At 60.3% G+C, this 24,770-nt stretch carries 23 protein-coding genes; 13 read left to right on the top strand and 10 right to left on the bottom strand.

Going from position 1 to position 24,770, the window contains the following annotated elements; genetic code table 11:
• Position 1: 1 nt before the first annotated feature.
• The 9 genes from PI739_RS09385 to PI739_RS09345 all read left to right on the top strand — a co-directional run bounded on the left by PI739_RS09385 (position 2) and on the right by PI739_RS09345 (position 10,432).
• Entirely contained in the window at positions 2-1,012 is a 1,011-nt protein-coding gene (locus PI739_RS09385; protein WP_003370531.1) for a bifunctional inositol 2-dehydrogenase/D-chiro-inositol 1-dehydrogenase, read from the top strand.
• A gap of 25 nt (positions 1,013-1,037) precedes the next feature.
• Positions 1,038-2,057 (top strand): Gfo/Idh/MocA family protein, encoded by a 1,020-nt coding sequence (locus PI739_RS09380; RefSeq protein WP_096127893.1) that lies wholly within the window; start codon positions 1,038-1,040, stop codon positions 2,055-2,057.
• Positions 2,058-2,309: 252 nt separating this feature from the next.
• Entirely contained in the window at positions 2,310-2,480 is a 171-nt protein-coding gene (locus tag PI739_RS09375; protein ID WP_003370533.1) for a hypothetical protein, read from the top strand.
• Positions 2,481-2,524: 44 nt separating this feature from the next.
• Entirely contained in the window at positions 2,525-3,460 is a 936-nt protein-coding gene (locus PI739_RS09370; protein WP_003370534.1) for a sugar ABC transporter substrate-binding protein, read from the top strand.
• Between the two features lie 69 nt (positions 3,461-3,529).
• Positions 3,530-5,107 (top strand): sugar ABC transporter ATP-binding protein, encoded by a 1,578-nt coding sequence (locus PI739_RS09365; RefSeq protein WP_003370535.1) that lies wholly within the window; start codon positions 3,530-3,532, stop codon positions 5,105-5,107.
• A gap of 46 nt (positions 5,108-5,153) precedes the next feature.
• Complete coding sequence (locus tag PI739_RS09360; protein ID WP_003370536.1) at positions 5,154-6,179, top strand: ABC transporter permease; 1,026 nt, start codon at positions 5,154-5,156, stop codon at positions 6,177-6,179.
• Between the two features lie 302 nt (positions 6,180-6,481).
• Complete coding sequence (locus PI739_RS09355) at positions 6,482-6,886, top strand: TraR/DksA family transcriptional regulator (protein ID WP_002554078.1); 405 nt, start codon at positions 6,482-6,484, stop codon at positions 6,884-6,886.
• Between the two features lie 192 nt (positions 6,887-7,078).
• Positions 7,079-8,677: a methyl-accepting chemotaxis protein gene (locus PI739_RS09350; RefSeq protein WP_271351775.1), complete on the top strand. Its 1,599-nt coding sequence runs from the start codon at positions 7,079-7,081 to the stop codon at positions 8,675-8,677.
• Positions 8,678-8,947: 270 nt separating this feature from the next.
• Positions 8,948-10,432 (top strand): phospholipase effector Tle1 domain-containing protein, encoded by a 1,485-nt coding sequence (locus PI739_RS09345; protein ID WP_271351774.1) that lies wholly within the window; start codon positions 8,948-8,950, stop codon positions 10,430-10,432.
• 19 nt (positions 10,433-10,451) lie between these two features.
• Here PI739_RS09345 and PI739_RS09340 read toward each other — a convergent pair whose 3' ends face one another.
• Positions 10,452-10,691 carry a DUF2789 domain-containing protein gene (locus tag PI739_RS09340; RefSeq protein ID WP_003315766.1) on the bottom strand — a complete coding sequence of 80 codons (240 nt, stop codon included), beginning with the start codon at positions 10,689-10,691 and terminating at the stop codon, positions 10,452-10,454.
• 442 nt (positions 10,692-11,133) lie between these two features.
• Between PI739_RS09340 and PI739_RS09335 the strand changes: the two genes are divergently transcribed.
• Positions 11,134-11,601, top strand: coding sequence for a hypothetical protein (locus PI739_RS09335; protein ID WP_003370542.1), 468 nt, complete (start codon positions 11,134-11,136; stop codon positions 11,599-11,601).
• An 18-nt stretch (positions 11,602-11,619) separates the two neighbouring features.
• On the opposite strand, the gene PI739_RS09330 is transcribed toward PI739_RS09335, so the two are convergent.
• The 7 genes from PI739_RS09330 to PI739_RS09300 form a co-directional block, all read right to left on the bottom strand.
• Entirely contained in the window at positions 11,620-12,000 is a 381-nt protein-coding gene (locus tag PI739_RS09330; RefSeq protein WP_003370543.1) for a Na+/H+ antiporter subunit G, read from the bottom strand.
• On the bottom strand, positions 11,997-12,275 hold the full coding sequence (locus PI739_RS09325; RefSeq protein ID WP_002554071.1) for a K+/H+ antiporter subunit F: 279 nt from the start codon (positions 12,273-12,275) through the stop codon (positions 11,997-11,999). The genes PI739_RS09330 and PI739_RS09325 overlap by 4 nt, the downstream gene beginning before the upstream one ends.
• Positions 12,272-12,760, bottom strand: coding sequence for a Na+/H+ antiporter subunit E (locus PI739_RS09320; protein WP_271351773.1), 489 nt, complete (start codon positions 12,758-12,760; stop codon positions 12,272-12,274). The genes PI739_RS09325 and PI739_RS09320 overlap by 4 nt, the downstream gene beginning before the upstream one ends.
• Positions 12,757-14,442 (bottom strand): monovalent cation/H+ antiporter subunit D, encoded by a 1,686-nt coding sequence (locus PI739_RS09315; protein WP_271351772.1) that lies wholly within the window; start codon positions 14,440-14,442, stop codon positions 12,757-12,759. The genes PI739_RS09320 and PI739_RS09315 overlap by 4 nt, the downstream gene beginning before the upstream one ends.
• Complete coding sequence (locus tag PI739_RS09310; RefSeq protein WP_002554068.1) at positions 14,439-14,783, bottom strand: Na+/H+ antiporter subunit C; 345 nt, start codon at positions 14,781-14,783, stop codon at positions 14,439-14,441. The genes PI739_RS09315 and PI739_RS09310 overlap by 4 nt, the downstream gene beginning before the upstream one ends.
• On the bottom strand, positions 14,783-17,701 hold the full coding sequence (locus tag PI739_RS09305; protein WP_065349536.1) for a monovalent cation/H+ antiporter subunit A: 2,919 nt from the start codon (positions 17,699-17,701) through the stop codon (positions 14,783-14,785). Before PI739_RS09305 ends, PI739_RS09310 begins: the two co-directional genes overlap by 1 nt.
• A 195-nt stretch (positions 17,702-17,896) precedes the next feature.
• Positions 17,897-18,832: a DMT family transporter gene (locus tag PI739_RS09300; RefSeq protein ID WP_044308566.1), complete on the bottom strand. Its 936-nt coding sequence runs from the start codon at positions 18,830-18,832 to the stop codon at positions 17,897-17,899.
• 111 nt (positions 18,833-18,943) lie between these two features.
• Here PI739_RS09300 and PI739_RS09295 point away from each other — a divergent pair, with 111 nt between their 5' ends.
• Positions 18,944-19,513, top strand: a complete 570-nt coding sequence (locus tag PI739_RS09295) for a helix-turn-helix domain-containing protein (RefSeq protein WP_003436399.1) — start codon at positions 18,944-18,946, stop codon at positions 19,511-19,513.
• Positions 19,514-19,555: 42 nt separating this feature from the next.
• A complete protein-coding gene (locus PI739_RS09290) occupies positions 19,556-20,959 on the top strand; it encodes an FAD/NAD(P)-binding protein (protein WP_271351767.1) in 1,404 nt (467 codons plus the stop codon).
• A gap of 257 nt (positions 20,960-21,216) precedes the next feature.
• Here PI739_RS09290 and PI739_RS09285 read toward each other — a convergent pair whose 3' ends face one another.
• Positions 21,217-22,323 (bottom strand): sigma-54 interaction domain-containing protein, encoded by a 1,107-nt coding sequence (locus PI739_RS09285; RefSeq protein ID WP_058397930.1) that lies wholly within the window; start codon positions 22,321-22,323, stop codon positions 21,217-21,219.
• Positions 22,323-23,462: an FMNH2-dependent alkanesulfonate monooxygenase gene (gene ssuD, locus PI739_RS09280; RefSeq protein WP_003436407.1), complete on the bottom strand. Its 1,140-nt coding sequence runs from the start codon at positions 23,460-23,462 to the stop codon at positions 22,323-22,325. Before ssuD ends, PI739_RS09285 begins: the two co-directional genes overlap by 1 nt.
• A gap of 389 nt (positions 23,463-23,851) precedes the next feature.
• On the opposite strand from ssuD, the gene ku reads away from it, so the two are divergent.
• The gene (gene ku, locus PI739_RS09275) at positions 23,852-24,757 is read left to right on the top strand and encodes a non-homologous end joining protein Ku (RefSeq protein ID WP_003370557.1); all 906 of its coding nucleotides are present in this window, start codon (positions 23,852-23,854) and stop codon (positions 24,755-24,757) included.
• The last annotated feature ends 13 nt before the right edge of the window (positions 24,758-24,770 follow it).

The raw sequence follows: 24,770 nt of genomic DNA, 5'->3' as shown, positions 1-24,770 counted from the left end.
CATGGCATTGAAACTCGGCGTGATCGGCACAGGCGCAATCGGTCAGGATCATATCCGGCGTTGCAGCAAGACGCTGGTCGGCAGTCAGGTGGTGGCCGTCACCGACATCAATCTCGAGCAGGCAGCGAAGGTCGTGCGCGAGCTGGACATCGGTGCCGAAGTGTATGCCGACGGGCACGCACTGATCGCCGCGGCGGACGTCGAGGCGGTTCTGGTCTGCTCCTGGGGGCCCAGTCACGAAGAGTTCGTGCTGGCGGCCATCGCTGCGGGCAAACCGGTGTTCTGCGAAAAGCCGCTGGCAGTCACTGCCGAGGGCTGCCGGCACATTGTCGAAGCCGAGATCGCCAGTGGCAGGCGTCTGGTGCAGGTGGGGTTCATGCGCCCTTATGATCAGGGCTATCGCGCCCTTAAATCGGTGATCGACAGCGGCCGGATAGGTGAGCCGCTGATGCTGCATTGTGCGCACCGCAACCCGCGTGTGGGCGAGAACTACAAGACCGACATGGCTATCACCGACACGCTGATTCACGAACTCAATGTACTGCGCTGGCTGCTCAACGATGACTACGTGTCGGTGCAGGTAGTCTTCCCGCGCAAGACCAGCAAGGCTCTGGCACACATGAAAGACCCGCAGATCGTGATGTTGGAAACGGCACGCGGTACACGCATCGACGTTGAGGTCTTCGTCAACTGTCAGTACGGTTACGACATCCAGTGCGAAGTGGTGGGCGAGAGCGGCATCGCCAGGTTGCCCGAGCCGTCACAGGTACAACTGCGCAGTGAAGCCAAGCTGTCGAACGAAATCCTTATGGACTGGAAGGACCGCTTCATCGCTGCCTATGACGTTGAACTGCAGGATTTCATCGACGGGGTGAAGGCGGGGACGATCTTCGGGCCTTCCGCCTGGGATGGTTATGCAGCCGCCGTGGCCGCCGATGCCTGTATTCTGGCGCAGAACAGCGGGGCGATCGTCCCTGTCACACTGGAAATGCGTCCGGCTTTCTACGGCTGACGCCCGACACATACAGGAGACATGCATGCGAGCAGGATTGGTAGGCTACGGAAAGGGAGGGCGTTACTTTCATGCGACGCTGATTTCAAGTTTGCCGGGTGCCACGTTTGTGGGCGTCGTCACACGCTCCGAAGAGCGCAAGCAGGAAGTGGCCAAAGACCTTCCCGGCGTGGCGACCTTCGATACGCTGGCCGATCTGGTCGCTGCCGGGGTTGATGTGGTGGTGATTTCCACACCGCTGGCCTCGCGACGAGCGTTGATCCTCGAAGCGATAGAGCTGGGTGTCGGGGTCGTCAGCGACAAACCCTTCGCCAGTGATGCAGCCCAGGCGCGCGAGCTGGTGGACGCGGCCGAGCGTCGTGGCGTGCTGCTCAGCGTTTATCAGAACCGCCGCTGGGATTCGGACTTCCTCACCGTGCGCAAGTTGCTCGACAGCGAGGCACTGGGCGCGGTCTGCCGGTTCGAGTCCAGCATCGAGCGTTATTCGCCACGGTCTGTCGGCAAGGCCAGCGGCGGTGGCGTGCTGCGTGACCTGGGCAGTCATCTGGTGGATCAGGCGCTGGTGCTGTTCGGCCCGGTCGAACGGGTGTATGCGGAACTGCAATTCGCTGCGCCGCACGACGAACTGGATCACACGTTCTTCGTTTCCCTGCGCCATGCCGGCGGCGTGACCTCGCACCTGTCCGGCAGCTGCCTGCAAAACACTGCCAAGCCGCGTTTCAGGGTCAGTGGAGCGAAGGGTTGTTACAGCGTCGACGGGCTGGATGGCCAGGAAGAGGCCGCCTTTGCCGGGCTTACGCCAAGGTCCGAGGGCGAGCGCTGGGGTGTCGAGGAGCATCGGCGCTGGGGCTGGTTCGAGCAGGGCGAGCATCGCGAGCGTGTGCCGTCGGAGCGTGGTTGCTGGCTGGAGTTCTACCGCCAGTTGCAAAGCGCGGTTGACGAGCAGGGCAGTAATCCGGTCAATCCGCATGATGCGATAGCCTCGGCGCAAATCATGGATGCCGCGCGCCTGAGTGCCAGAGAAGGGCGCGTTGTGGTGCTGTAGCCATTGCGCGCTGCAGCGCATCCAGCGGCCCGTTATCGAAGAGAGCCTGACGCTTGCCATGCGTCGGGCTTTGTCGTCTCTGTAACCGAATAAAATGAAATGGAATAAAATTCTAAAATCAGTTGAATTGGAAAATATTTTCCAATAGAGTCGTTTTCAGGTTGCCGACTATCGAATCCCTCGCGTTTTGAAGGTTTTTCAAAGCACGAGAAGCAAGCCCGACAAAAACAATACAAAAGATAGGTACTGTCGATGAAAACCCCTACCTCTGGCGTCACCGCCAAGCGTTCTGCCACCTCGTCATTCTGGATCCGGACCCTGGAGCGATTTCTCACCGTCGTCGCCCTGAGCCTGTGCGTGCGCCACAAGGATGCGCAACTGTTCTGCATTCCCGGTGCCACCGGGATCCGCCTGTCACGCTGATTCGCTGCATCCGAACAACAACAATAATTTGGAGACAGATCCTCATGAAGACCAAGATTGCTTTGACCTCATTGGCGATGGCGCTGATGGTGGGCAGCGGTGCAGCTTTGGCCGATATCAAGATTGGTGTGGCCATGTCGCAGTTCGATGACACCTGGCTGACCTACCTGCGTGACGACATGAATGCCAAGGCCAAAGTCATGTCCACGACCGAGAAAGTGGACCTGCAGTTCGTCGATGCCCGCGCGGATGTCAACAAGCAGCTCGATCAGGTCAAGGACCTGATCAACAAGAAAGTCGACGCCCTGATCGTCAATCCGGTCGACACCGCCGCTACTGCGCGGATCACCAAGGAAGCGGTCGCCGCCGGTATCCCGCTGGTCTACGTCAACCGCCGCCCCGACGATCCGAAACTGCCTGCGGGCGTCGCCACAGTGACGTCGGATGACATGGAGGCCGGCCGACTTCAGGCGCAATACATCGCCGACAAAATGAAGGGCAAGGGCAGCGTCATGATTCTTCTGGGTGACCTGGCCAACAACTCCACGCAAAACCGCACCAAGGGCGTCAAAGAGGTGTTGGCCAAGTACCCGGACATCAAGATAGACCAGGAGCAGACCGGCACCTGGCTGCGCCAGAAGGGCATGGACCTGACCAACGACTGGCTTACCCAGGGCCGAAAATTCAACGCGGTGCTGGCCAACAACGATGAAATGGCCATTGGCGCGGCGATGGCGCTGAAGCAGGCAGGCGTGGATAAAGGCAGCGTTTTCGTTGCCGGTGTCGACGGTACACCGGACGGGCTCAACGCCGTGACCAAGGGCGATCTGGCCGTATCGGTCTATCAGGACGCGAAAGGACAGGCCGACGGGGCGATCGATGCTGCGGTGAAACTGGCCAGGAAGGAGAAGGTCGAGCCCCAGGCGATCATCATTCCTTATCGCCTGATCACCCCTGAAAACGTCGCCACCTTCAAATAACAACGATCGCCAGGCCTGGGAGGGCATGCCAATGCGCTCCCGCAGCCTGCCGCTTGAGGAGTTGTGATCATGTTCGGTTCTGCTACTGCCAATCCGCCCGCGCAACGCGATCTGCCGTCCGGCGACGGGGGTGGAGGGGCGCCTGATGCCCAGGCCCCGTATCTGCTGGAAATCAGCCATGTCAGCAAGGGCTTCCCCGGCGTCATTGCGCTCAATGATGTGCAATTGCGCGTTCGCCCTGGCAGCGTGCTGGCGCTGATGGGCGAGAACGGAGCCGGAAAATCGACCCTGATGAAAATCATTGCGGGCATCTATCAGCCTGACTCGGGCGAAATCCGCCTGCGTGGCAAGCCGGTCCGCTTCGATACGCCTCTGTCAGCGTTGCAGGCGGGTATCGCCATGATCCATCAGGAACTGAACCTGATGCCGTTCATGAGCATTGCCGAGAACATCTGGATCGGTCGCGAACAGCTCAACGGCCTGCACATGGTCGATCACCGCGAGATGCACCGCTGCACTGCCGAACTGCTGGAGCGTCTGCGCATCAAGCTCGATCCCGAGGAGCTGGTCGGCACGCTGAGCATTGCCGAGCGGCAGATGGTGGAGATCGCCAAGGCCGTGTCATACGACTCGGACGTGCTGATCATGGACGAACCGACCTCGGCGATCACCGAAACCGAAGTCGCTCACCTGTTCTCGATCATCAGCGACCTGCGTGCCCAGGGCAAAGGCATCATTTACATCACCCACAAGATGAACGAAGTCTTCGAAATCGCCGACGAAGTGGCGGTGTTCCGCGACGGCGCCTATATCGGCCTGCAGCGCGCCGAAAGCATGGACGGTGACAGCCTGATCACCATGATGGTGGGCCGTGAACTGACCCAGCTGTTCCCCGAGCGGGAAAAACCGGCAGGCGACGTACTGCTGTCCGTCAATCAACTGAGCCTGAACGGCATTTTCAAGGACGTGAGCTTCGACCTGCGTGCCGGGGAGGTGCTTGGCATTGCCGGGCTGATGGGGTCCGGGCGTACCAATGTCGCCGAGACCCTGTTTGGCATAACCCCCAGCGACAGCGGCGAGGTGCGCTTCGATGGCAAGACGGTGCACATCGGCGATCCGCATCAGGCGATTGAACTGGGTTTTGCGCTGCTCACGGAGGACCGCAAATTGACCGGCCTGTTTCCATGCCTGTCAGTGATGGAAAACATGGAGATGGCTGTGCTGGCCAACTATGCCGGTAACGGTTTCGTGCAACAGAAGGCCTTGCGCGCACTGTGCGAAGACATGTGCAAAAAGCTTCGGGTCAAGACGCCTTCGCTGGAGCAGTGCATCGACACATTATCCGGTGGTAACCAGCAGAAGGCACTGCTCGCGCGCTGGCTGATGACCAACCCCAGGGTGCTGATTCTGGATGAACCCACACGCGGTATCGACGTGGGGGCCAAGGTGGAAATCTACCGCCTGATCTCCCTGCTGGCCAGTGAAGGCATGGCGGTCATCATGATTTCTTCGGAGCTGCCGGAAGTGCTTGGCATGAGTGACCGGGTCATGGTCATGCACGAAGGCGAAATGATGGGCATCCTCGATCGTGGCGAAGCGACCCAGGAAAAAGTCATGCATCTGGCCTCCGGCCACAAGGTTCATTGAGTTCGCACTACAGGGCTCGGTAGAAGAAGAACAAGAGGAAACGAACATGAGCGACGCGATTCTGCAAAATAAACCGGCCATGACGCCGACCCGAAGCAAACGGCGGCTGCCCACCGAACTGAGCATCTTTCTGGTGCTGATCGGCATCGGCCTGATCTTTGAACTGTTCGGCTGGATCGTCCGCGATCAGAGCTTCCTGCTCAATTCCCAGCGTCTGGTACTGATGATCCTGCAGGTGTCGATCATCGGCTTGCTGGCCATTGGCGTGACTCAGGTGATCATCACTACAGGCATCGATCTCTCGTCGGGCTCGGTACTTGCACTTTCAGCGATGATTGCCGCGAGCCTGGCACAAACCTCCGACTTCTCCCGGGCGGTTTTCCCGTCGCTGACCGACCTGCCGGTGTGGATTCCGGTCGTTGTCGGTCTCGGGGTCGGGCTGCTGGCGGGCGCCATCAATGGCAGCATCATTGCGATAACCGGCATTCCGCCGTTCATTGCCACGCTGGGCATGATGGTCTCTGCGCGCGGTCTGGCACGCTTCTATACCGAAGGTCAGCCGGTGAGCATGCTCTCCGACTCGTACACGGCCATCGGCCAAGGCGCGATGCCGGTGATCATCTTTCTGGTGGTGGCGGTCATCTTTCATATTGCCCTGCGTTACACCAAGTACGGCAAATACACCTACGCCATTGGCGGCAACATGCAGGCGGCACGTACTTCGGGCATCAACGTCAAGCGCCATCTGGTGATTGTCTACAGCATCGCCGGGCTGCTGGCCGGGCTGGCCGGGGTGGTTGCCTCGGCGCGGGCGGCAACCGGGCAGGCCGGGATGGGCATGTCCTACGAGCTGGACGCAATTGCCGCTGCGGTCATCGGTGGCACCAGCCTTTCCGGAGGGGTCGGGCGGATCACCGGTACGGTGATCGGTGCGCTGATCCTCGGCGTGATGGCCAGCGGTTTCACCTTTGTCGGTGTGGACGCCTATGTTCAGGACATTATCAAAGGCTTGATCATTGTCGTGGCCGTGGTAATCGATCAATATCGCAACAAGCGCAAGACCAAGCGCTGATTCAATCACCTGCAGCAAAGGGCCTTTCAAGGCTCTTTTGTGCGTTGGAGTTTGCAGGAACCGATTCGCTGTCAGTGGGTCAGAGCCTCATCAAGCAACCTGCTGGTCAGGTCTTTCGCCCGCATTTCAAGGGTTTTACGGTATTCGCTGTACAAAAATCCTTCAATTGTGTTGCCGAGCCCGCTAGCCGGCCTTAGACTGCCGCCCCTCGTAAATTGAGTGCCAGGTGGCGCTTGGAGATTATTGGTTTGAACGGCAACGTCAGGCCGCTCCTCAATGCACGTTTTTTTATAGAGAAATAAATGACAAAGGAAAAGTTGCTGGCCATGCCGGCCGATGACTACATGAACGCCGAGCAGCACGCTTTCTTCGTCGAGCTGTTGCAGGGCATGAAGGTCGAGATCCATGAGCGTATCGAGCAGAGCCGCATTGCGATCGAGAGCCTGGACACGCCTGCCGACCCGGCTGACGCCGCTTCGGTCGAAGAAGAGCGTCACTGGCTGGTCAACGTGATCGATCGCGACCAGCGCATGCTGCCACAGTTGGAAATGGCCCTTTCGCGTATTGCCGACGACACCTTCGGCTGGTGCGACGACAGCGGCGAGCCAATCGGCCTCAAGCGCCTGCTGATCAGCCCGACCACCAAGTATTGCATCGAAGCGCAAGAGCGCCACGAGCAGATCGACAAGCACCAGCGCCAGGCCTGATACGCAGGCAACAGCGACTGAGTGACCAGACCGGGAGGCAAGCAATTGCCTCCCGGTTTTGTTGTGCCCGGGATTTGTCGAAAACGCGTTAATCGCCATCGCTCGGTCGCTACGACCAACAGCGCATGGCACAAGGCCGTTATCTGGCGTTTAATAGCGTCATAACGACAATGACAGACGGAGTGACGCAGCATGGCCGAGAACCTATCCATGGCCGCCGGATTACCGCTGGCCGATACGCCCGACGCTGCATCGAGGTGGTGGGTGCCGGCGGTGCAAAGCGTGGTCCTGTGCCTGCTGTTCGCCGCCATGAGCGTTGCAGGTCTGTCGCTGTATGTCGTCGTTCCCCTGGCGCTGCTGGTGGTCTGGTTGCCGCGCCTGGTGCGCAGCAGGCAAGTGCTGCCAGGCAGCGCGGTTTGCGACAGCGATATCGCTTTGCTGACTCGCGACCTGTCGCGCACCACCAGTCATAACGCGCTGTCCGCGGCCCAAGTGGCCTTTTCCGTTGGTCGGCTGGCTGGCAAGGTGCAATCGCAACTGGGGGCTGCCGAACAGATCGTCAGCAGTGCCGAGCAGATGATCGCCACCGAGCAACAGACGGCCCAGTTGAGCCAGCAGGCATTGGTTGCTGCCAGCGAGGCGCGGCAGCGCAGCGAATCGGGTAGCAGCGTGCTGAATGAGTCCATCGAGCGCATGCACCACCTGAGCAAGCGTGCCGTCGGCAGCCGTGAGCTGATCGAGGCACTCAGCCAGCGCAGCGAAGAGATCCAGCGTGTGACGCTGGTCATTCAGTCGATTGCCAGCCAGACCAACCTGTTGGCGCTCAACGCCGCCATCGAAGCGGCGCGGGCTGGCGAGCACGGACGCGGTTTCGCGGTGGTTGCCGACGAAGTCCGTGGTCTGGCCGGCCGCACTGCCAGTGCCACGGGCGGGCAGATGGTGGCGGATATCCAGCAGCGCACCGCACAAGTCGTGGAGCAAATTCGCGAGCTGTCGGCCGATCTGGACGTGGGTGTCGAGCAGGTCGAGCTGACCGGCGAGCACCTGGGCAATATCGCCCGGCTTGCGGTCGAACTGGAAAGCCAGGTCGGCGAGATCGCGCAGGGCGCGAGGAGCAATCAGGATCAATTGGCGAGCCTGTTCGACGCTGTCGAGCATATGCGCAGTGATCTTGCCGTCAGCGATGAGCAGACCCGGCAACTGGCCAAGGCCGCAGTGCAGATGGAGGGGCAGGCCGAGACCATCAGCCAGCGCCTGGCGCAGGTCGGTCTGGATGAATACCACCAGCGCATTTACGACCTGGCTCGTGAAGGCGCGCGCATGATCAGCGAAAAGTTCGAGGCCGATATCGAACAGGGGCGGGTCAGCCTTGATGACCTGTTCGATCGCAATTACAAACCCGTTGCCAATACTTCGCCCACCCGCTTTACAACGCGTTTCGACCGTTACACCGATCAGGTATTGCCCGCACTGCAGGAACCGCTGCTGTCGCGCCATGAAGGTCTGGTATTTGCCATCGCCTGTACGCAACAGGGCTATGTGCCGACGCACAACAACGCCTTCAGCCAGCCTTTGACGGGTGATGCGACGGTGGATAACGCGCGTAATCGAAGCAAGCGCAAGTTCGATGACCGTACCGGCATTCGCTGTGGCAGCCACCAACAGCCGGTTCTGCTGCAAACCTACACGCGAGACACCGGCGAACTGATGCACGACCTGTCCGTGCCGATCATGGTCAACGGACGACACTGGGGTGGTCTGCGCCTGGGGTACAGGCCGCAAGGCCGTTGATACGCGTAACCGATCATTCGGGTTGGCAACGGGGCTGGCCTGTTAGTTGGTTTTCATTGAAAGAGTGCACCAGAAAGTTATCAGTGCGTGTGTGTAGGGTTTTATTTATAAGTAATAAAGTCATGACTATAGAAGTCGTAGGAAAGGTCTGAAAAGGCGCAACATGGCTTGACTGCTCACTGTCTTTAAGCAAGCTGTTTAAATCAACGTTATTTACGTTTTGATTTAAGTGCGGCCTTTTCCTGGCTTGCCTCTAGGGACGGAAAAGTTATGAGCGATAAATGGAGTTTCCAACAGTCAGCAGCCCTTTCAGATGTGGTGACACGCCGCGTCACGGCGCGGGTAGGCATTTTCTTCGATGGGACGGGAAATAACCGGGTCAACAGTCAGATCGGTGCCGACTGCCAGGCATTGATGGAGATCAATGCGGGGCAGCACATTAAAGCGTGTGCGGGTCGTCATGTTCAGCCTGGCAGTAGTTACAGTAATGATCCGAGCAATATAGCCAGACTGGTCGATATCTACCGCCTGCAACCTGTTGCCGAAAATGACGGTGAAGGCCTGAAGGTGTATTACCCGATCTATATAAGTGGCGCCGGCACTACTTCCGGTGGCCGTGATTCGGTATGGCCGGGGCAGAGTTTTGGCCGCGGGGCCACCGGCGTGATATCCAAGGTGGAAAACGCATTCAAAAAGCTGGAATCGGTATTGAAGGCGTTCCCCCGCGACAACCCCGACTGTGTGCTGGACGCGCTGGAACTGGACGTGTTCGGCTTCAGTCGAGGTGCAGCGTCGGCCAGGCATCTGGTCAATGAAATCCTCAAGCAGCGTTCGGGCATGCTCGAGCCGATACTCGAAAGCCGCAAGGTCAGGTTGAGCGACAGTTTCAGCTGGAGCAACGGCAGCGTACGGCTCAAGGTTATCGGTCTGTTCGACACCGTGGCGGCCATAGGCAGCTTCAAGGACATGGGCAATACCCGCGATGCGAGTAACAGGAGGGTCAATCTGTACCTGCCTCCGGGGTGTGCGCAACAGGTGTTGCATCTGGTGGCTCGCGATGAGTCACGGCGTAACTTTGCGTTGAACAGCGTCCTGCCCGTGTGGCCCAGAGAAATCGTTCTGCCCGGTGCACATTCCGATATCGGTGGGGGTTATCCTCCACAGATGGAAGAAAGCGTACTGCTCACGCGCCCCCGTACCAGCGTGGTCAGCCGTGACAGTTCCTGCGAGGCGGCACCGAGCTGGACGGAGGCACAGGCTGAGTTAAACCGGATGAACCGCGATCACTGGATCGACCCGCTCGATAGCCAGGCCTGGCTGAGGGTTCAGACATGCGAGAGCAAGTATTATTCGTGCAGGAAAAGCTTGAATGGCATGAGTACGGTCGCTGCCGCAGTGGGCATGAGCCGCCAGGTATTTGGCCATCTGTCGAGGGTGTCGTTGCTGGTCATGCACACACTGGCGTGTGATGAGGGCGTGCCTTTCAATCCGGTGCCACTGACACCTGAATTCCAGCTGCCTCCCGAACTCGAGAACATCTCTACCCGGTTGATCGACTATGCGCGAGGCGGGCCTTACCTGCTGGACAGTCATGAAGAGGCATTACTGCGCTGGCGCTACATCCATCAGTCCGCGCATTGGAATGCAGTGGTCGGCAGAGTAGGTACGTTAGGCGACGCTGTTTTCGTCCACGCACCCCAGCCAGGCGGCCGGGTATTGCATCCCAATATCGGCCAGCCCGGTTATCCGCAATAGGCCTCAACGCCCGAGTGGCTCACTCGGGCTTTTTGTGAAGACGCACGTTCAGCTCGTCGACCACCATCGCCCATTCGGCATCTTCGTGCAGCTGTTCCTTGAGAAAGTCAGACTGACGCGGCGTCCAGAATTCTGCGTCGATCAGTTTGACGTCGTCGGGCAGAGGATGGCTGGCGATAAACTTTTCGATGCTTTCATCATCGGAATCCAGCGCCAATTGGGCGAACAGGTCGTTGATGGTAGTTGTAGTCTGTTCCATGTCATCTCCTCGCCGGGGGATATCCCCGTATTCATCAGTTCTTATGGGAGTGGTGGGCACAGGCAAGAGTTCGATGCATTTGGCTGTGGAGAAAAGATGGCTTTTTCTGCGACGGCTATAAATGATATGTTTCTGCTATCGCAGGATGCACCCAACGCAGGCTGGAACCCGTCCAGCCTTTGCGCCGTGCCCGGGCTGACTGCAATTTTCAGGGCATCAGCGCTGCTGCGACACTGCTGTGTACAAAAGGTATATATCCCGTAGCTGCCATGAGCCGGTAGAATCCGCCACCCGCCTGCACAAGGTTTGCGGCGGCGCTGTCTGCGCTTCTGCGTGCAGCATGCCGGAAAATCTCCGGCCACATGAAGCGGTCTATGGACGAATCACTTTCTCGACTGCCCTGACATCAGGCAGCCTCATTTCATGTTTGAGGGTTTGTACTTTGGCTGTAAGTAATCTGGATACCCATGCCTTGTTCGTGCTCGGCGACCTCCGTGCACAGTTGGTCAAGCAGTTCCAATCCCGTTTTGTCTACATCACCGAACAATCAGCCGAAGGCATCTATATCGCTGAAATCGACACCGAAACCGCACTGGTAGTCGACGATAAACCTCGCCTTGAGCTCAAGGTGGGCGACCATTTCCGCGCTTCTGTTCTGCCCAGTCGCGAGGGCGGCAAGCTCGAATTGAAATTCCGTGAAATCAAGACCACCGTGTATGGGCTGGGCGAATATGCCTTCGTCGACGTCCCCGAAGGTCACGGTATCGTGTTCAAGGAAGGTCAGACCGTATTCATGGTCTTCGCTGCGCAAGAGCAACTGCAGATCGGCATGAGCAAGCTTCTCAAAGGCGCGGTCGGCAAGGCCGCCAAATGGCGCAAGGGCGAGCTGACCTTCAAGGCCAGCGAGTAACACTGGCCAAGCGTCGGTTCAGCCGCCTGTCGATTCTCCGTTGCCGGCACCGCTGCTGACTTCCGCGGGCACGTCGTCACCGGCCATGCGCTTGCGGAACAGCGCCGTGCGCGCCAGCAGCAGGGTGGTCACCGGTACCGTGATCGCCAGCAATACCGGGATCAGCCAGGCGTGGATCACCGGTTCCGACTTCAGCGCCGAGAAGTAGATGATCGACGCCAGCGCAACGCACCAGGCGCCCAGCGTCGATGCCAGGGCGGGCGGGTGCATGCGCTGGAAAAAGTCCTTGAGGCGCAGCAACCCCAGAGCACCGGTCAAGGCGAACAGGCTGCTGGCAATCAGCAGCCCGGCGGTCAGTATTTCCACCCAGAAGGGCACTGTATTCGGCAGTCCGGTCATTCGATCACTTCTCCGCGCAGCAGGAACTTGGCCAGAGCGAACGAGCCCACGAAGCCGAACAGGGCAATCAGCATGGCCGCTTCGAAATACGTGTCACTGGCGTAGCGAATGCCAAGCACCAGCATCATCAGCATGGCAATGATGTACAGATAATCCAGCGCCAGCACCCGGTCCTGCGCCGAAGGCCCCTTGAGCAGGCGCAGCAGGGTGATCACCATCGCCAGAGCGAAGATCAGCAGGCTGATCAGGATGGCGTTGTCGAGCAGTGCACTCATTGAAAGATCTCCATCAACGGTCGCTCATAGGTGGTTTTGAAGTGCTCGATGAATTGCGCTTCGTCCTCCAGATCGAAGACATGCATCAGCAGCACGCTGCGATCCAGTGCCAGCTCCGACCATACCGTTCCGGGTACTACCGTGGTGACCATCGCCAGCGCGGCCAGGCCGTGGGCGTCGTGCAGGTCCAGTGGAATGCGTACGAAGGCCGAGCGTGGCGGACGGCTTTCGAGCCGCCAGACGCTCAGGCCGACCTGCACATTGGAGACCACCACGTCGCGTCCCACCCGCCATAAGAACTTCAGGATCGTACCTGGTTTGCGAATACGTACCGGCAGCGGGCGCAGCGGGGTCATCAATACGGGGGCGAGAAACCCCAGCACCGCGCCCAGCAGCAAGTGACCGGGGCTGATCGACAGGTTCAATACCAGCCACAGCAGCCAGAGTGCCAACGAGAGGAGCGGGGCGGGAAACAGGCGCTTCATGGTTGCCCCTCCGGATCGACTTCCCGACTGGTGGGGCCGGGTATCGGGCGTGTGGCGAGCACTGACTGCACATACTGTTTGGGCTCATGCAGCGCTGCGGCGGTGTCCTGGGTATAGCGCAGCAAGGGCTCGGCCTTGAAGGTCAGCGCGATGCACAGACCCAGAAGGATGATGATCGGCAGGCATTCGTTGCGGCGCAGCATCGGCGAAGGGCGCTCGTGTGGCGTCCAGAAACGTTGCGTGCCGAGCCTCGAGAAAGCGATAAGCGACGCCAGCCCGGAAAAGATCAGCAGGCCGATCAGCATCCAGGCCTGGGTCGAAAGCGCTTCGTCCTGCGCGACGTCCAGCCCCAGCGGGTTCATCAGGGCGCTGAGCAATGTCAGCTTGCCGATGAACCCGGAGAGCGGCGGCATGCCGATGATCAGCAAGGCGCAGACGATAAAACTCAGGCCCAGAAAGGCCATGGTCATGGGAATGACCTGACCGACCACGACCTTCTGTTCGTCGTCCAGGTTGGTGCCGGGCGGCGGATGCAGAGACTCCAGGGTACGAGGCAATTGATCCACATCGTATTCCAGAGGGATCTCGTTGGCCGAGCGGGAGCGTTCGATCAGCTCGCCCAGGAGGAACATGGCACTCAGCGCCAGCGTCGAACTGACCATATAGAACAGCGCACCCGAGGTCAGGCTTGGCTGGGCGAAACCCACGGCAGACAGCAGAATGCCCGCTGACACCAGTATGCTCAGGCTGGCGAGGCGTTCCAGACGCTGGGCGGCGACGATGGCGATGGCTGCAGTGAAAATCGTTGCCATGCCGCCATAGATCAGCCAGTCGCCGCCGAAGAATGCCGATGCACCGGCCTGGCCGGAAAACAGCAGCGTCCACAGGCGCAGCAGGGTGTAGATCCCCACTTTGGTCATGATCGCAAACATCGCCGCCACCGGCGCGCTGGCTGCCGAGTAAGCAGGGACCAGCCAGAAGTTAAGCGGCCACATGCCGGCCTTGGCCAGGAACGCCGTGGCCAGAATCGCAGCACCCGCATGCAGCAGGCCCAGATCGGACTCCGCCACCTGCGGGATCTTGATGGCCAGATCGGCGAAGTTCAGCGTGCCGGTCACCCCGTAAATCAACGCAGCACCGATCAGAAACAGCGACGAAGCCAGCAGGTTGATCGAAATGTAATGCAGGCCCGTCGATACTCGTGCCCGGCCGGAGCCGTGCAGCATCAGGCCGTATGACGCTGCGAGCAGTACTTCGAAAAATACGAACAGGTTGAACAGATCAGCAGTCAGGAACGCACCGTACAGCCCCATGAGCTGGATCTGGAACAGCGCATGGAAACTGGCACCGGCCCTGTCCCAGCGAGCCAGCGCGAACAGCAGGGCGCAGACACCGACAATCCCGGTCAGCACCAGCATCATCGCTGACAGGTGGTCCACCACCAGTACGATGCCGAACGGCACGCCCCAGTTGCCCGGCAGATAGACACCGATCGAGCCGCTGCTGCCGCTGTGTTGTACCCAGAGGAACAGCACCACGGAAATACCCAGCCCGAAGATGCTGGAAAACAGATTGATACGACCCTTGAGCGGCCGGTGCTTTTCGCCCAGCCAGAGCATCAGCCCGGCGGTCAGCAGCGGCAGCAGGATGGGCGCGATGATCAGTTGGTTCATCCCGCTCATGCCTTGGGCTCCCGGCCATCTACATGGTCGGTGCCGGTCAGGCCTCTGGAGGCGAGCAAGACCACCAGAAACAGCGCCGTCATGGCGAAGCTGATGACAATCGCGGTGAGCACCAGCGCCTGTGGCAACGGGTCGGTGTAATTGAGCAGGTCCTGAGGAATACCGTCCTTGATGATCGGCTCTCTGCCGATGAACAGGCTGCCCATACTGAAGATGAACAGATTGACCCCGTACGACAGCAGGCACAGCCCCATGACCACCTGAAAGGTACGTGGCCTGAGGATCAGCCAGACGCCGGAGGCGGCCAGCACGCCGATGGCGATTGCAATGACTTCTTCCATCAGAGGATTCCTTGCGGGTTGGCGACAGGCTTGGGCAACTGCGTCGGCCGATGGCTACGCACCGACTGGTGCGCCAGTGCGGTGAGAATCAACAGCGTCGAGCCGACCACCACGGCGTACACGCCGACATCGAAGAACAGCGCGCTGGCAATGTGAATATCACCCAGGATCGGCAGATCGACATGGGCGGTGTGGGTGGTCATGAACGGATAACCCAGGAGCATCGAGCCCGCGCCGGTCAGCACTGCGCACAGCAGGCCTGTGCCCATCCAGCGTAACGGGCGCAGGCTCATTTGCGCCTCGACCCACTGGGTGCCTGCCACCATGTATTGCAGGATGAACGCCACCGACATCACCAGCCCGGCAACAAACCCGCCGCCAGGCTGATTGTGACCGCGGACGAACAGGTACATCGAAATAATGAAGGCAATCGGCAGCAGCAATCGAACCAGTGCTGCCGGCACCATCATGAAACCGAGCGCGGTATCGCTGGCGCTGCGCGGGTTGACCAGATCCGTCACCACGTCACGGGCCAGCAGGCGCTGCTGGGCGGGCAGCAGAATGCTTTCCTTCGGTGGGCGGAAGCGTCGCAACAGGGCGAACACTGTCATGGCGACCGCCGCCAGCACGGTGATCTCGCCAAACGTATCGAAGCCGCGGAAATCCACCAGCATCACGTTGACCACATTGGTGCCGCCGCCCTGGGGAAGCGCACGACTCAGGTAGAAGGACGAGATGGCGTTGGGCGTCTGGCGGGTCAGCATGGCGTAGGAGAGTATCGCCATGCCCAACCCCACGAGCACCGCCAGGCCGAAGTCGCGTATGCGCCGGGTGCGGGCACGCAGGCGTGCGCTGAGCGGAGCGACATCTTCGTTGCGTCGCGGCAGCCAGCGCAGACCGAGCAGGATCAGCACCGTGGTCACCACCTCCACGACCAGTTGCGTCAGTGCCAGATCAGGCGCCGAGAACCAGACGAAGGTGATGCAAGTCATCAGACCGCACACGCTGACCATCACCAGTGCTGCCAGACGGTGATATTTACCCTGCCATGCCGCGCCTATGGCGCAGGCAATCGCGATGAGCCATAGCGTGACAAACACCCCGGAGCCCGGAATCTTCGGTCGGTCGCCCCAGGTCAGGCCGCTGAAATACATCGGAATGAAACCGCCCAGTACCGCCGCGAGCACCAGCAGAAACAGTTGTGGCTGCAGGCGGCGAGTGCTGACCTTGCGTTCGAAACGGCGCGCCCAGTGCATCATCACAACCTGACTGCGCTCGAAAAAGCGCTTGCCGTTGAGGCGTCCCACCAGTGGCGGGGCGGTGATGCGCTCGTGCTTGAGCGGCTTGCGCAGCAACAGATACAGAATGATACCGCCGGCCATCGCCACCAGGCTCATGACCATTGGCAGGTTCCAGCCGTGCCAGATCGCCAGGCTGTATTCGGGCAATGTTCCACCGACTACCGGACGCGCAGCGGCGGCGAGCAGGGGGGCGACCGATTGCGCCGGGAAAATCCCCACCACCAGACACGTCAGGACCAGCAGTTCGACCGGTGCACGCATCCAGCGCGGCGGTTCGTGCGGCATGTGCGGCAGATCCTTGGCCGCCGGACCGAAAAACACATCGACCGTGAAGCGCAGCGAATAGGCAACGCTGAAGATCCCGGCAATGGTCGCGATCACCGGCAAGGCGATCTCGACCCAGGCAGTGGCGGAAATGAACACGGTTTCGGCAAAGAACATTTCCTTGGACAGGAAGCCGTTGAGCAGCGGTACGCCGGCCATCGACGCGCTGGCGACCATCGCCAGTGTCGCGGTGTAGGGCAGCAGCCTTACCAGGCCACTGAGACGCCGGATATCGCGGGTTCCGCTCTCGTGGTCGATGATACCGGCGGCCATGAACAGCGACGCCTTGAAGGTCGCGTGGTTGAGAATATGGAACACCGCAGCCACCGCAGCCAGCGGGCTGTTGAGGCCGAGCAGCAGGGTGATCAGGCCCAGATGGCTGATGGTCGAGTAGGCCAGCAGACCCTTGAGATCATTCTGGAAGATGGCGGCGTAGGCGCCGAGAATCAGTGTGCAGGCCCCCGCGCCACTGACGATCCAGAACCATTGCTCGGTGCCGGACAGCGCCGGCCACATACGCGCCAGGAGGAAGACCCCGGCCTTGACCATGGTCGCCGAGTGCAGATACGCCGACACCGGCGTGGGCGCGGCCATCGCGTGCGGCAGCCAGAAATGGAACGGGAACTGGGCGCTTTTGGTTAGCGCGCCGATCAGAATCAGGGTCAGTAACACCGGGTACAGGGCATGCGCACGAATCGCGTCGCCGGAGGCCAGGACACGGTCCAGGTCGTAACTGCCGGCCACATGGCCGAGGATCATCATGCCGGCCAGCAGCGCCAGACCGCCTGCGCCGGTGACCATCAGCGCCATGTACGCGCCGCGTCGGGCATCGGCCCGATGGTGCCAGTAGCCGATCAGCAGGAACGAGAACAGGCTGGTCAGCTCCCAGAAAAACACGATCTGAATCAGATTGCCGGACATCACCAGTCCGAGCATGGCGCCCATGAAAGCCAGGAAAAACGCGAAGAAACGCGGCACCGGATCGTCCGGCGACATGTAATAGCGGGCGTACAGCGAGACCAGCGCACCGATGCCCAGCACCAGCATCGAGAACAGCCAGGCGAAGCCGTCGATGCGCAGCACGAAGTTCATGCCCAGGCTTGGCAGCCAGAAATACTCTTCACGAATCACGCCGCCGTCGGCGATCTGCGGGAACCACAAGGCCATCTGCACAGCGCCGATGAGGGCGATCAGACCGGCCAGAAACGATTCCGCGTTACGCGCGTTGTGCGGCAAAAAGGCCGCCAGACAGCTGCCGATGAAAGGCAGAAGCAGTAGAACTATCAGGGACATAGGCTTCTAATCTGCAGGGGAATGTCAAGCATCATACGTGCCAGACACTCCGATACCAAAGAGACGGTTTCCGAAATTTCCTACAAAAAGTGTCTGCTTTTTTAATTCGGTAAATAATTGCTTCTGATGCGGTGATATGTCGTTGGAACAGTTTCGAAGAAACAAGGTGGTTGACGGCCTGCAATTAAGCACGGTTCATTCAGCTTCGCGCACGCCTCGCTGCTGTTGCTCTTCGTCGACTACGTTCTGTTCGGCGCGCGGAGAACGCCGCTTCATTTCGCTGACGATCACTCCGGCCACAATCAATGCCGCGCCCAGCAGGGCGATGCCCGGCAAACGTTCGCCGGCGAGTCTTCCGACAATTCCGGCCCAGACCGGTTCACCGGCATAAATCACGGTGGCGCGGGTAGGCGAAACACTTTTCTGTGCCCAGTTCATGGCAATCTGGATCGCCGCACTCATGGTCCCAAGTCCCACGGCACTGAGCACCAGCAACCAGGAAAAATCCGGCAAGTGTTCCTCGGTTGGAACGATCATCAGAAATGCCAGCGCTGAAGCGGTGGCCAGTTGCACCACCGTGACTCGACGCACATCGACCTCACCGGCGTAGGCGCTGATCATGATGATCTCGGCGGCAATGGCCACCGTGCTGATCAGCGTCACGATTTCGCCGGAACTGAGTTGCAGGGATGCGCCTTGCGGCCCCGCTACCAGCATCAGCCCGGTGAAAGCCAGGATGATGCCCAGTGTCGGCATCAATCCTGGTCGTCGACCGAGTACCAGCCATTGCAACAAAGGCACGCAGGGCACGTAGAGTGCCGTGATGAACGCGGACTGGCTGCTGGGGATAGTCTGCAGTCCGATCGTCTGCAAACCGTAACCGAGCATGATCGCGGTGCCGATGAAGACGCCCGCCTTGAGTTCGAGGAAGGTAAGACCGCGCAGCACCTTTATTGAAAACAGCGCTACGATAAGCGCTGCGGCGGCAAAGCGCAGGCCGACGAAGAACATCGGCCCGCTAACGGTCATCGCATGCTGGACCAGCAGAAAGGTGCCTCCCCAGAGCATGGTGATCAGAATCAGTACGGCTTCTGCCTTGCTGATGCGGGGTATGCGGCTGATAGACTTCATGTCAGCTCCTGGTTCCTGTTAATTGCCATGCGCGCGGTGAAAGGCGGAACAACCTGACAGTGTTCCTGGGCTGGGCAGTATAATGCGCAACGGTTTGATGTGAGCACCTGCATGCACAAAGAAAATTCCCAGCGCCCTCCGGTGCTGCAGCACGTCAGCCAGAACGTCCGGCGTCTGCGTAACAGTGCGGACCTCAGCCAGACGGCTCTGGCGGAAAAGTCCGGAGTCAGCCGACGCATGCTGGTCGCTATCGAGGCCGGCGAAAAAAACGTCAGCCTGGCGACACTCGACCGCGTGGCCGAAGCCTTGGAAGTGGCGTTCAGCGACCTGATCCAGGCACCTGAAAATCGTGATTACAGCCGCATCAACGAGCTGGCATGGGCCGGTACGATCGTCGGCAGCAAGGCGGTGCTGCTGGCCAGGGCCGTTGCCCGGCGCGAGGTGGAATTGTGGGAATTCTGCCTGCAGCCTGGGGACGCCTATGTCTCGGAGGCCGATCCCGATGGCTGGAGTGAACAGGTCTACGTCGTCGAAGGGCATCTGACGTTGCGCTTTGCCGACCCTGCGGCCGTGCAGCAGGTCGGGGCGGGCGAGTTCTTCATGTTTCCCAGCAACCAGTCGCACCGCTACTGCAATGACGCCGATGTGCCCCTGCGCTTCGTGCGTAATGTCGTGCTCTGACCTTTCCGATTCTTTATCGCAACTCGACCGAGGCGCTGTTCGATGACCGAAGATTCCCACCAGACGGCTGACATTCTGATCATCGGCGGCGGTCTGAGCGGCACCATGCTGGCGGCGCAACTGCTGCGCAGACCGGGCCAGCGCCGAATCCTGATTATCGAAACCCGCAGCGAACTCGGCAGGGGCGAGGCCTACAGTGCGACGGAGCCGGGCCATACACTCAATGGCAACGCTGCGCGGATGAGCCTCGATCCGGATAATCCGGATGACCTCACCCAGTGGCTGACTGACTATCTGGCCGCCGGGGGCTGGCCTGAAGCTTATGAGCAGAGGGTCCCGGTCGCCGAACTGTTTCCGCCACGCGGTGTGTTCGGGCTTTATGTTCAGCAGCGACTGCGTGAAGCCCTAAGCGCTGCTGAAGCCTTTGGCTCGACCGCCGTGCATGTGCCCGGCGAGGCAGTCGACCTGCAGGTCCATGAAGGTGGGGTCAGTGTCTCGCTGGCTGACGGCCGTAAGTTGCGCGGTAGCCGTGCCGTGCTGGCGACCGGCATGTACGCGGCTTCACGCACCCCGCGACGCGATTCGAACGAGCTGAACACGGCAGCGCTGGACCCTTGGGATGTGGCGGTGATGAAAAAGCTTGATCCGCAGTCAAAGGTGCTGATCATCGGTTCGGGGCTGACCATGGTCGATGCGCTGGTCTCGCTGGAAACGGCGGGGCACCGCGGGCCCATTCAGATTTTTTCCCGGCACGGCCTGCTGCCGCACGTTCGGCGTCAGCCGCCGGAATGGTCTGATTTTCTTGCTCAGGACCCGAGTATCCGCAGCACTCGGCAACTGGTGCGCAAAGTGCGTGAACAGTGCGAACTGGCCATCGAGAGCGGCATTGACTGGCAGGCCCCGCTGGACACCGTGCGGGCCAACGTCGGCAGGCTGTGGAATCAGGCCAGCGACCAGCAGCGCCGCCAGTTCGTCCGTCATGTAAGGCCTTGGTGGGAGAGTCACCACCATCGCTCTCCGCCGCCGAGCGCTGCGCTACTGGCGCGGCTGATCAGGCAAGGGCGGTTGAGTATTGATGCGGCCTCGTTGCAGGGCGTGGCCAGCCTGCCGTCAGGTCAGGTACAGATCAGCGTTCGTCGACGCGGGGAGAGTCAGCCGACGCAGATCACCGGCGATGCGTTGATCAACTCCACCGGTATCGAATACGACTGGCGGCGCGTGGACCGCCCGTTGCCCCGGCAACTGCTGGCACGCGGGCTGATCCAGCCCGGTCCGCTGGCACTCGGCATCGCCGCCGACGCCACTGGCGCAGTGCTCGACGCACACGGTCAGTACTCGGCACGTCTGTTCGCCATGGGCCCGCCATTGCGCGGCATGTGGTGGGAAAGCACTGCGGTGACCGACGTGGCAATTCAGGCCAAGGCGCTGGCGATACGCTTGTCGTAAAGCGCCGCCTGCTCAGAAGAGGACGCAGAGCGTCCGGAACGGCATGCCCACGCGGAGCATGGGCACGATAGTGTTTTACCGGACAGTGATCGTTCCTCACGCTCCAGCGTGGCGATGCCGTTCATGACGCTGCGCGTCAGCTCTTGGCGCCGCGCCGCGTAGCATGGACGCGATGGTGTTCTGCCGGACAGTGATCGTTCCTCACGCTCCAGCGTGGGAATGCCGTTCATGACGCTCTGCGTCATCGGTCTTGACCTTCACACCGACAGGTGCAGCATCCGGTCGCCCTGGACATTTTCACCCGGTCTGCGTTTGTTGACCGCCAGCTCGCCAATCTTGATCAAACGCGTACGCGTGACGTTGCGGGTCAGGCCCAGCAGGCTGGCTGTGTGCACCTGGTTGTGGTGGCAGAAGCGATAGGCCGTTCTGAGCAGCGTATCTTCGACCTTCTCGTGCAAGGCTCCGGCCTGTTCTTCAAACAGCTTTTGAAACGCCCGGTTGAGCAGTTGCTCGGCTGATTCGTCAGACGGGGTCTGGTCATCCTGACGCTCGATTCTAAGGTTCGACAGGCGCAGGTCATCACGCTGAATAACGCCTTCACGGCAGACCAGCAGGGTGTGATGGATGACGTTTTCCAACTCGCGAATGTTCCCCGGCCAGCTGTAAGTCTTGAGCTTGTGCTCGGCTTCGGGGCTGATCCGCACCGGACCATGCCGCAGCCGCTGGCCGTAGACCTCTATGAAGTGCCGGGCCAGGGGCAGGATGTCGCCCGGCCGGTCGCGCAGCGGGCTCAATTCCAGATTGACCACATCGAGCCGGTAATAAAGGTCTTCGCGAAAATGCCCGGCGTTGATGGCCTTTTCCAGCTGCACGTTGGTCGCCGCCAGGACGCGCACGTCAATCGGCACACTCTTGCGCGAGCCCAGACGCACCACTTCACGTTCCTGAAGCACGCGCAGCAATTTGACCTGCAGCGACATGGGCAGGTCGCCGATCTCATCGAGAAACAGCGTGCCGCCGTTGGCCTCTTCGAACCAGCCAGCCTTGGCGCTGATCGCTCCGGTGAACGCCCCTTTTTCGTGGCCGAACAGTTCGGCCTCAATCAGGTTTTCGGAGAACGCGCCGCAGTTGACCGCCACGAACGGCTTGTCGCGGCGGGCGCTCAGTTCGTGGACGTGGCGAGCAACCAGTTCCTTGCCGGTGCCGGTCTCGCCGATGATCAGCACGCTGGCATCGCTGGGCGCAACCTGCCGCACGTGAGCGAGCAGGGCCCGGGATTTAGGGTCTTCGAACACCTGCGCGGTGGCCCTGATCGAGGTGGCCAGCGCAGGCGAGTGGGGTAGGGTCAGCAGTTGTCCGGACATCACTTGGCCTGCGGGGGCAGATCGTTGGCGATCATTTCGCCGAACGGGCCCGTCAGGTTGGTGATGCCACGCCCGGCGAGGCTGGCGTAAGGCTCGGGCAGCAGCGGGAAGACCAGTTCGGCGAAGCGGTAGGCTTCTTCAAGATGCGGGTAACCCGAGAAAATGAAGCTCTCGATGCCCAGGTCGGCGTATTCCTTGATGCGTGCCGCGACTTCTTCGGGATTGCCGACCAGCGCCGTGCCTGCACCACCACGCACCAGGCCGACACCGGCCCACAGGTTGGGCGCAATCTCCAGGTTGTCGCGGCGCCCGTCATGCAGTGCTGCCATGCGCCGCTGACCTTCGGAATCAAAGCGTGAAAAGGACTTCTGCGCTGCAGCAATGGTGTCATCGCTGATGTGTTCGATCAGCGTGCTGGCCGCTTTCCAGGCTTCTTCGCTGGTCTCGCGCACGATGACGTGCAGGCGAATGCCGAACTTCACGGTACGTCCCTTGCGCGCTGCCCGTTCACGTACATCGGCGAGTTTCTGCGCCACGGCTGCCGGAGGCTCGCCCCAGGTCAGGTACACGTCCACCTGATCGGCCGCAAGGTCATGCGCCGCGTCGGAGGAACCACCGAAGTACAGCGGCGGGTAGGGTTTTTGAATCGGCGGGTAAAGCGCCTTGGCATTCTGTACGCGCAAGTGCTTGCCTTCGAAGTCGACCGCTTCACCTTGCAGGACGCGACGCCAGATTTTCAGAAATTCGTCAGTGACTTCATAACGCTCACTGTGGTCGAGGAAGCTGCCATCGCCACGGTTTTCGTCCGGGTCGCCGCCGGTCACCACGTTGATCAGCAACCGGCCGCCGGAAAGACGATCCAGCGTGGCTGCCATGCGTGCCGAGACGGTCGGCGAGATGATGCCCGGGCGGATCGCCACCAGGTACTTCAAACGCTCGGTCAACGGCACCAGCGCCGAGGCGATGACCCACGAGTCCTCGCAGGAGCGACCGGTAGGGATCAATACGCCGTAATAGCCCAGGTCATCGGCGGCCTGAGCCACCTGTTTCAAATAGTTGAGGGTGACGGGACGTGCGCCCTTTGTCGTGCCCAGATAATGGCCATCGCCGTGAGTCGGAAGAAACCAGAAAACGTTCATGACAAATCCTTGGAAGTAATCAGCCAGGTGAAAGCTGACGGGACCCGCTGTCGGTTGGCAGACACCTCACCAACAGCGTTCGGGGGTGGGGCCATTTATAGAACGTCTTTTTTATTCCGCAAAAGAACGTTAAACCATATTTTTAGATCCTAAGTGCATATGCGGAGTAAGCAACTTCGTAGAGTCCTGCGCAAACCCTTGCCATACGAGGCTTCGACGGTAATGCGACCCGGATCCCCATCCCGGCTATCAGAAGCCAAAACGTTGATAGTTGGTTCTTCACGATAAAAAACTCGCCCGGCTCAGCAGGTTTCCCGGCGCTCGTCAGCCTGTCGAAACTTTTCTCCGGCCGGCCCTGTCACTTTTCCAGGATCAACAGGAGTCAGACCATGGCAAGGGCAATCTGGAAGGGTGCAATCAGCTTCGGGCTGGTGCATATACCCGTCGCGCTGGTCTCGGCGACAACGTCGACCAGTGTCGACTTCGACTGGCTCGATAAACGCAGCATGGACCCGGTCGGCTACAAGCGGATCAACAAGGTCACTGGCAAGGAAGTCACCAGCGAAAACATCGTCAAGGGCGTGGCGTACGAGAAGGATCGCTATGTGGTGCTCAGCGAGGAGGAAATTCGTTCCGCGCACCCCAAATCGACGCAGACCATCGACATATTCGCTTTCGTCGACAGTCAGCAGATCCCCCTGCAGAACATCGACACACCTTATTTTCTGACCCCCGACAAGCGCGGCGAGAAAGTCTATGCGTTGTTGCGCGAAACCCTGGTCGATACCAAAAAGGTCGCCTTGGCCAATGTGGTGCTGCATACCCGCGAACACCTGGCGGCGGTCATGCCGCTGGAATCGGCGCTGGTGATGGTAATCCTGCGCTGGCCTGCCGACGTGCGTGAGCTGGACGCACTGGAACTGAGCGATGCGGTGACCGACGCCAAGTTGAACAAGAGCGAACGTGACATGGCCAAGCGTCTGGTCAAGGACATGAGCGCCGACTGGCAGCCTGAGCTGTATCGCGACACCTTTCAGGACAAGATCATGCACTTGGTCAAGACCAAGGCAGACGAAGGCGAGATCGAAGATGTCGAGTCCGATCCGGCCGAAGAAGAACGCAAGAGTGCCGATGTCATCGACCTCACCGACTTGCTGCGGCGCAGTCTGGCGGGCAAGGGTGGTGCCAGTAAAGGCAAGGCGAGCAAGCCTGCGACGAAGGAAAAACCGGCCGACAAGGACGGTGCCAGACCCAAGCGGCCCGCCGCGCGCAAGAAAACCAGCAAAGCCTCTTGAGCCCTACGGAGTG

The sequence above is a fragment of the Pseudomonas cerasi genome, from assembly GCF_027983475.1.
In the GTDB taxonomy this organism is placed as follows: Bacteria; Pseudomonadota; Gammaproteobacteria; order Pseudomonadales; family Pseudomonadaceae; genus Aquipseudomonas; species Aquipseudomonas cerasi.
This window is presented reverse-complemented; position numbering and strand designations above follow the sequence as displayed.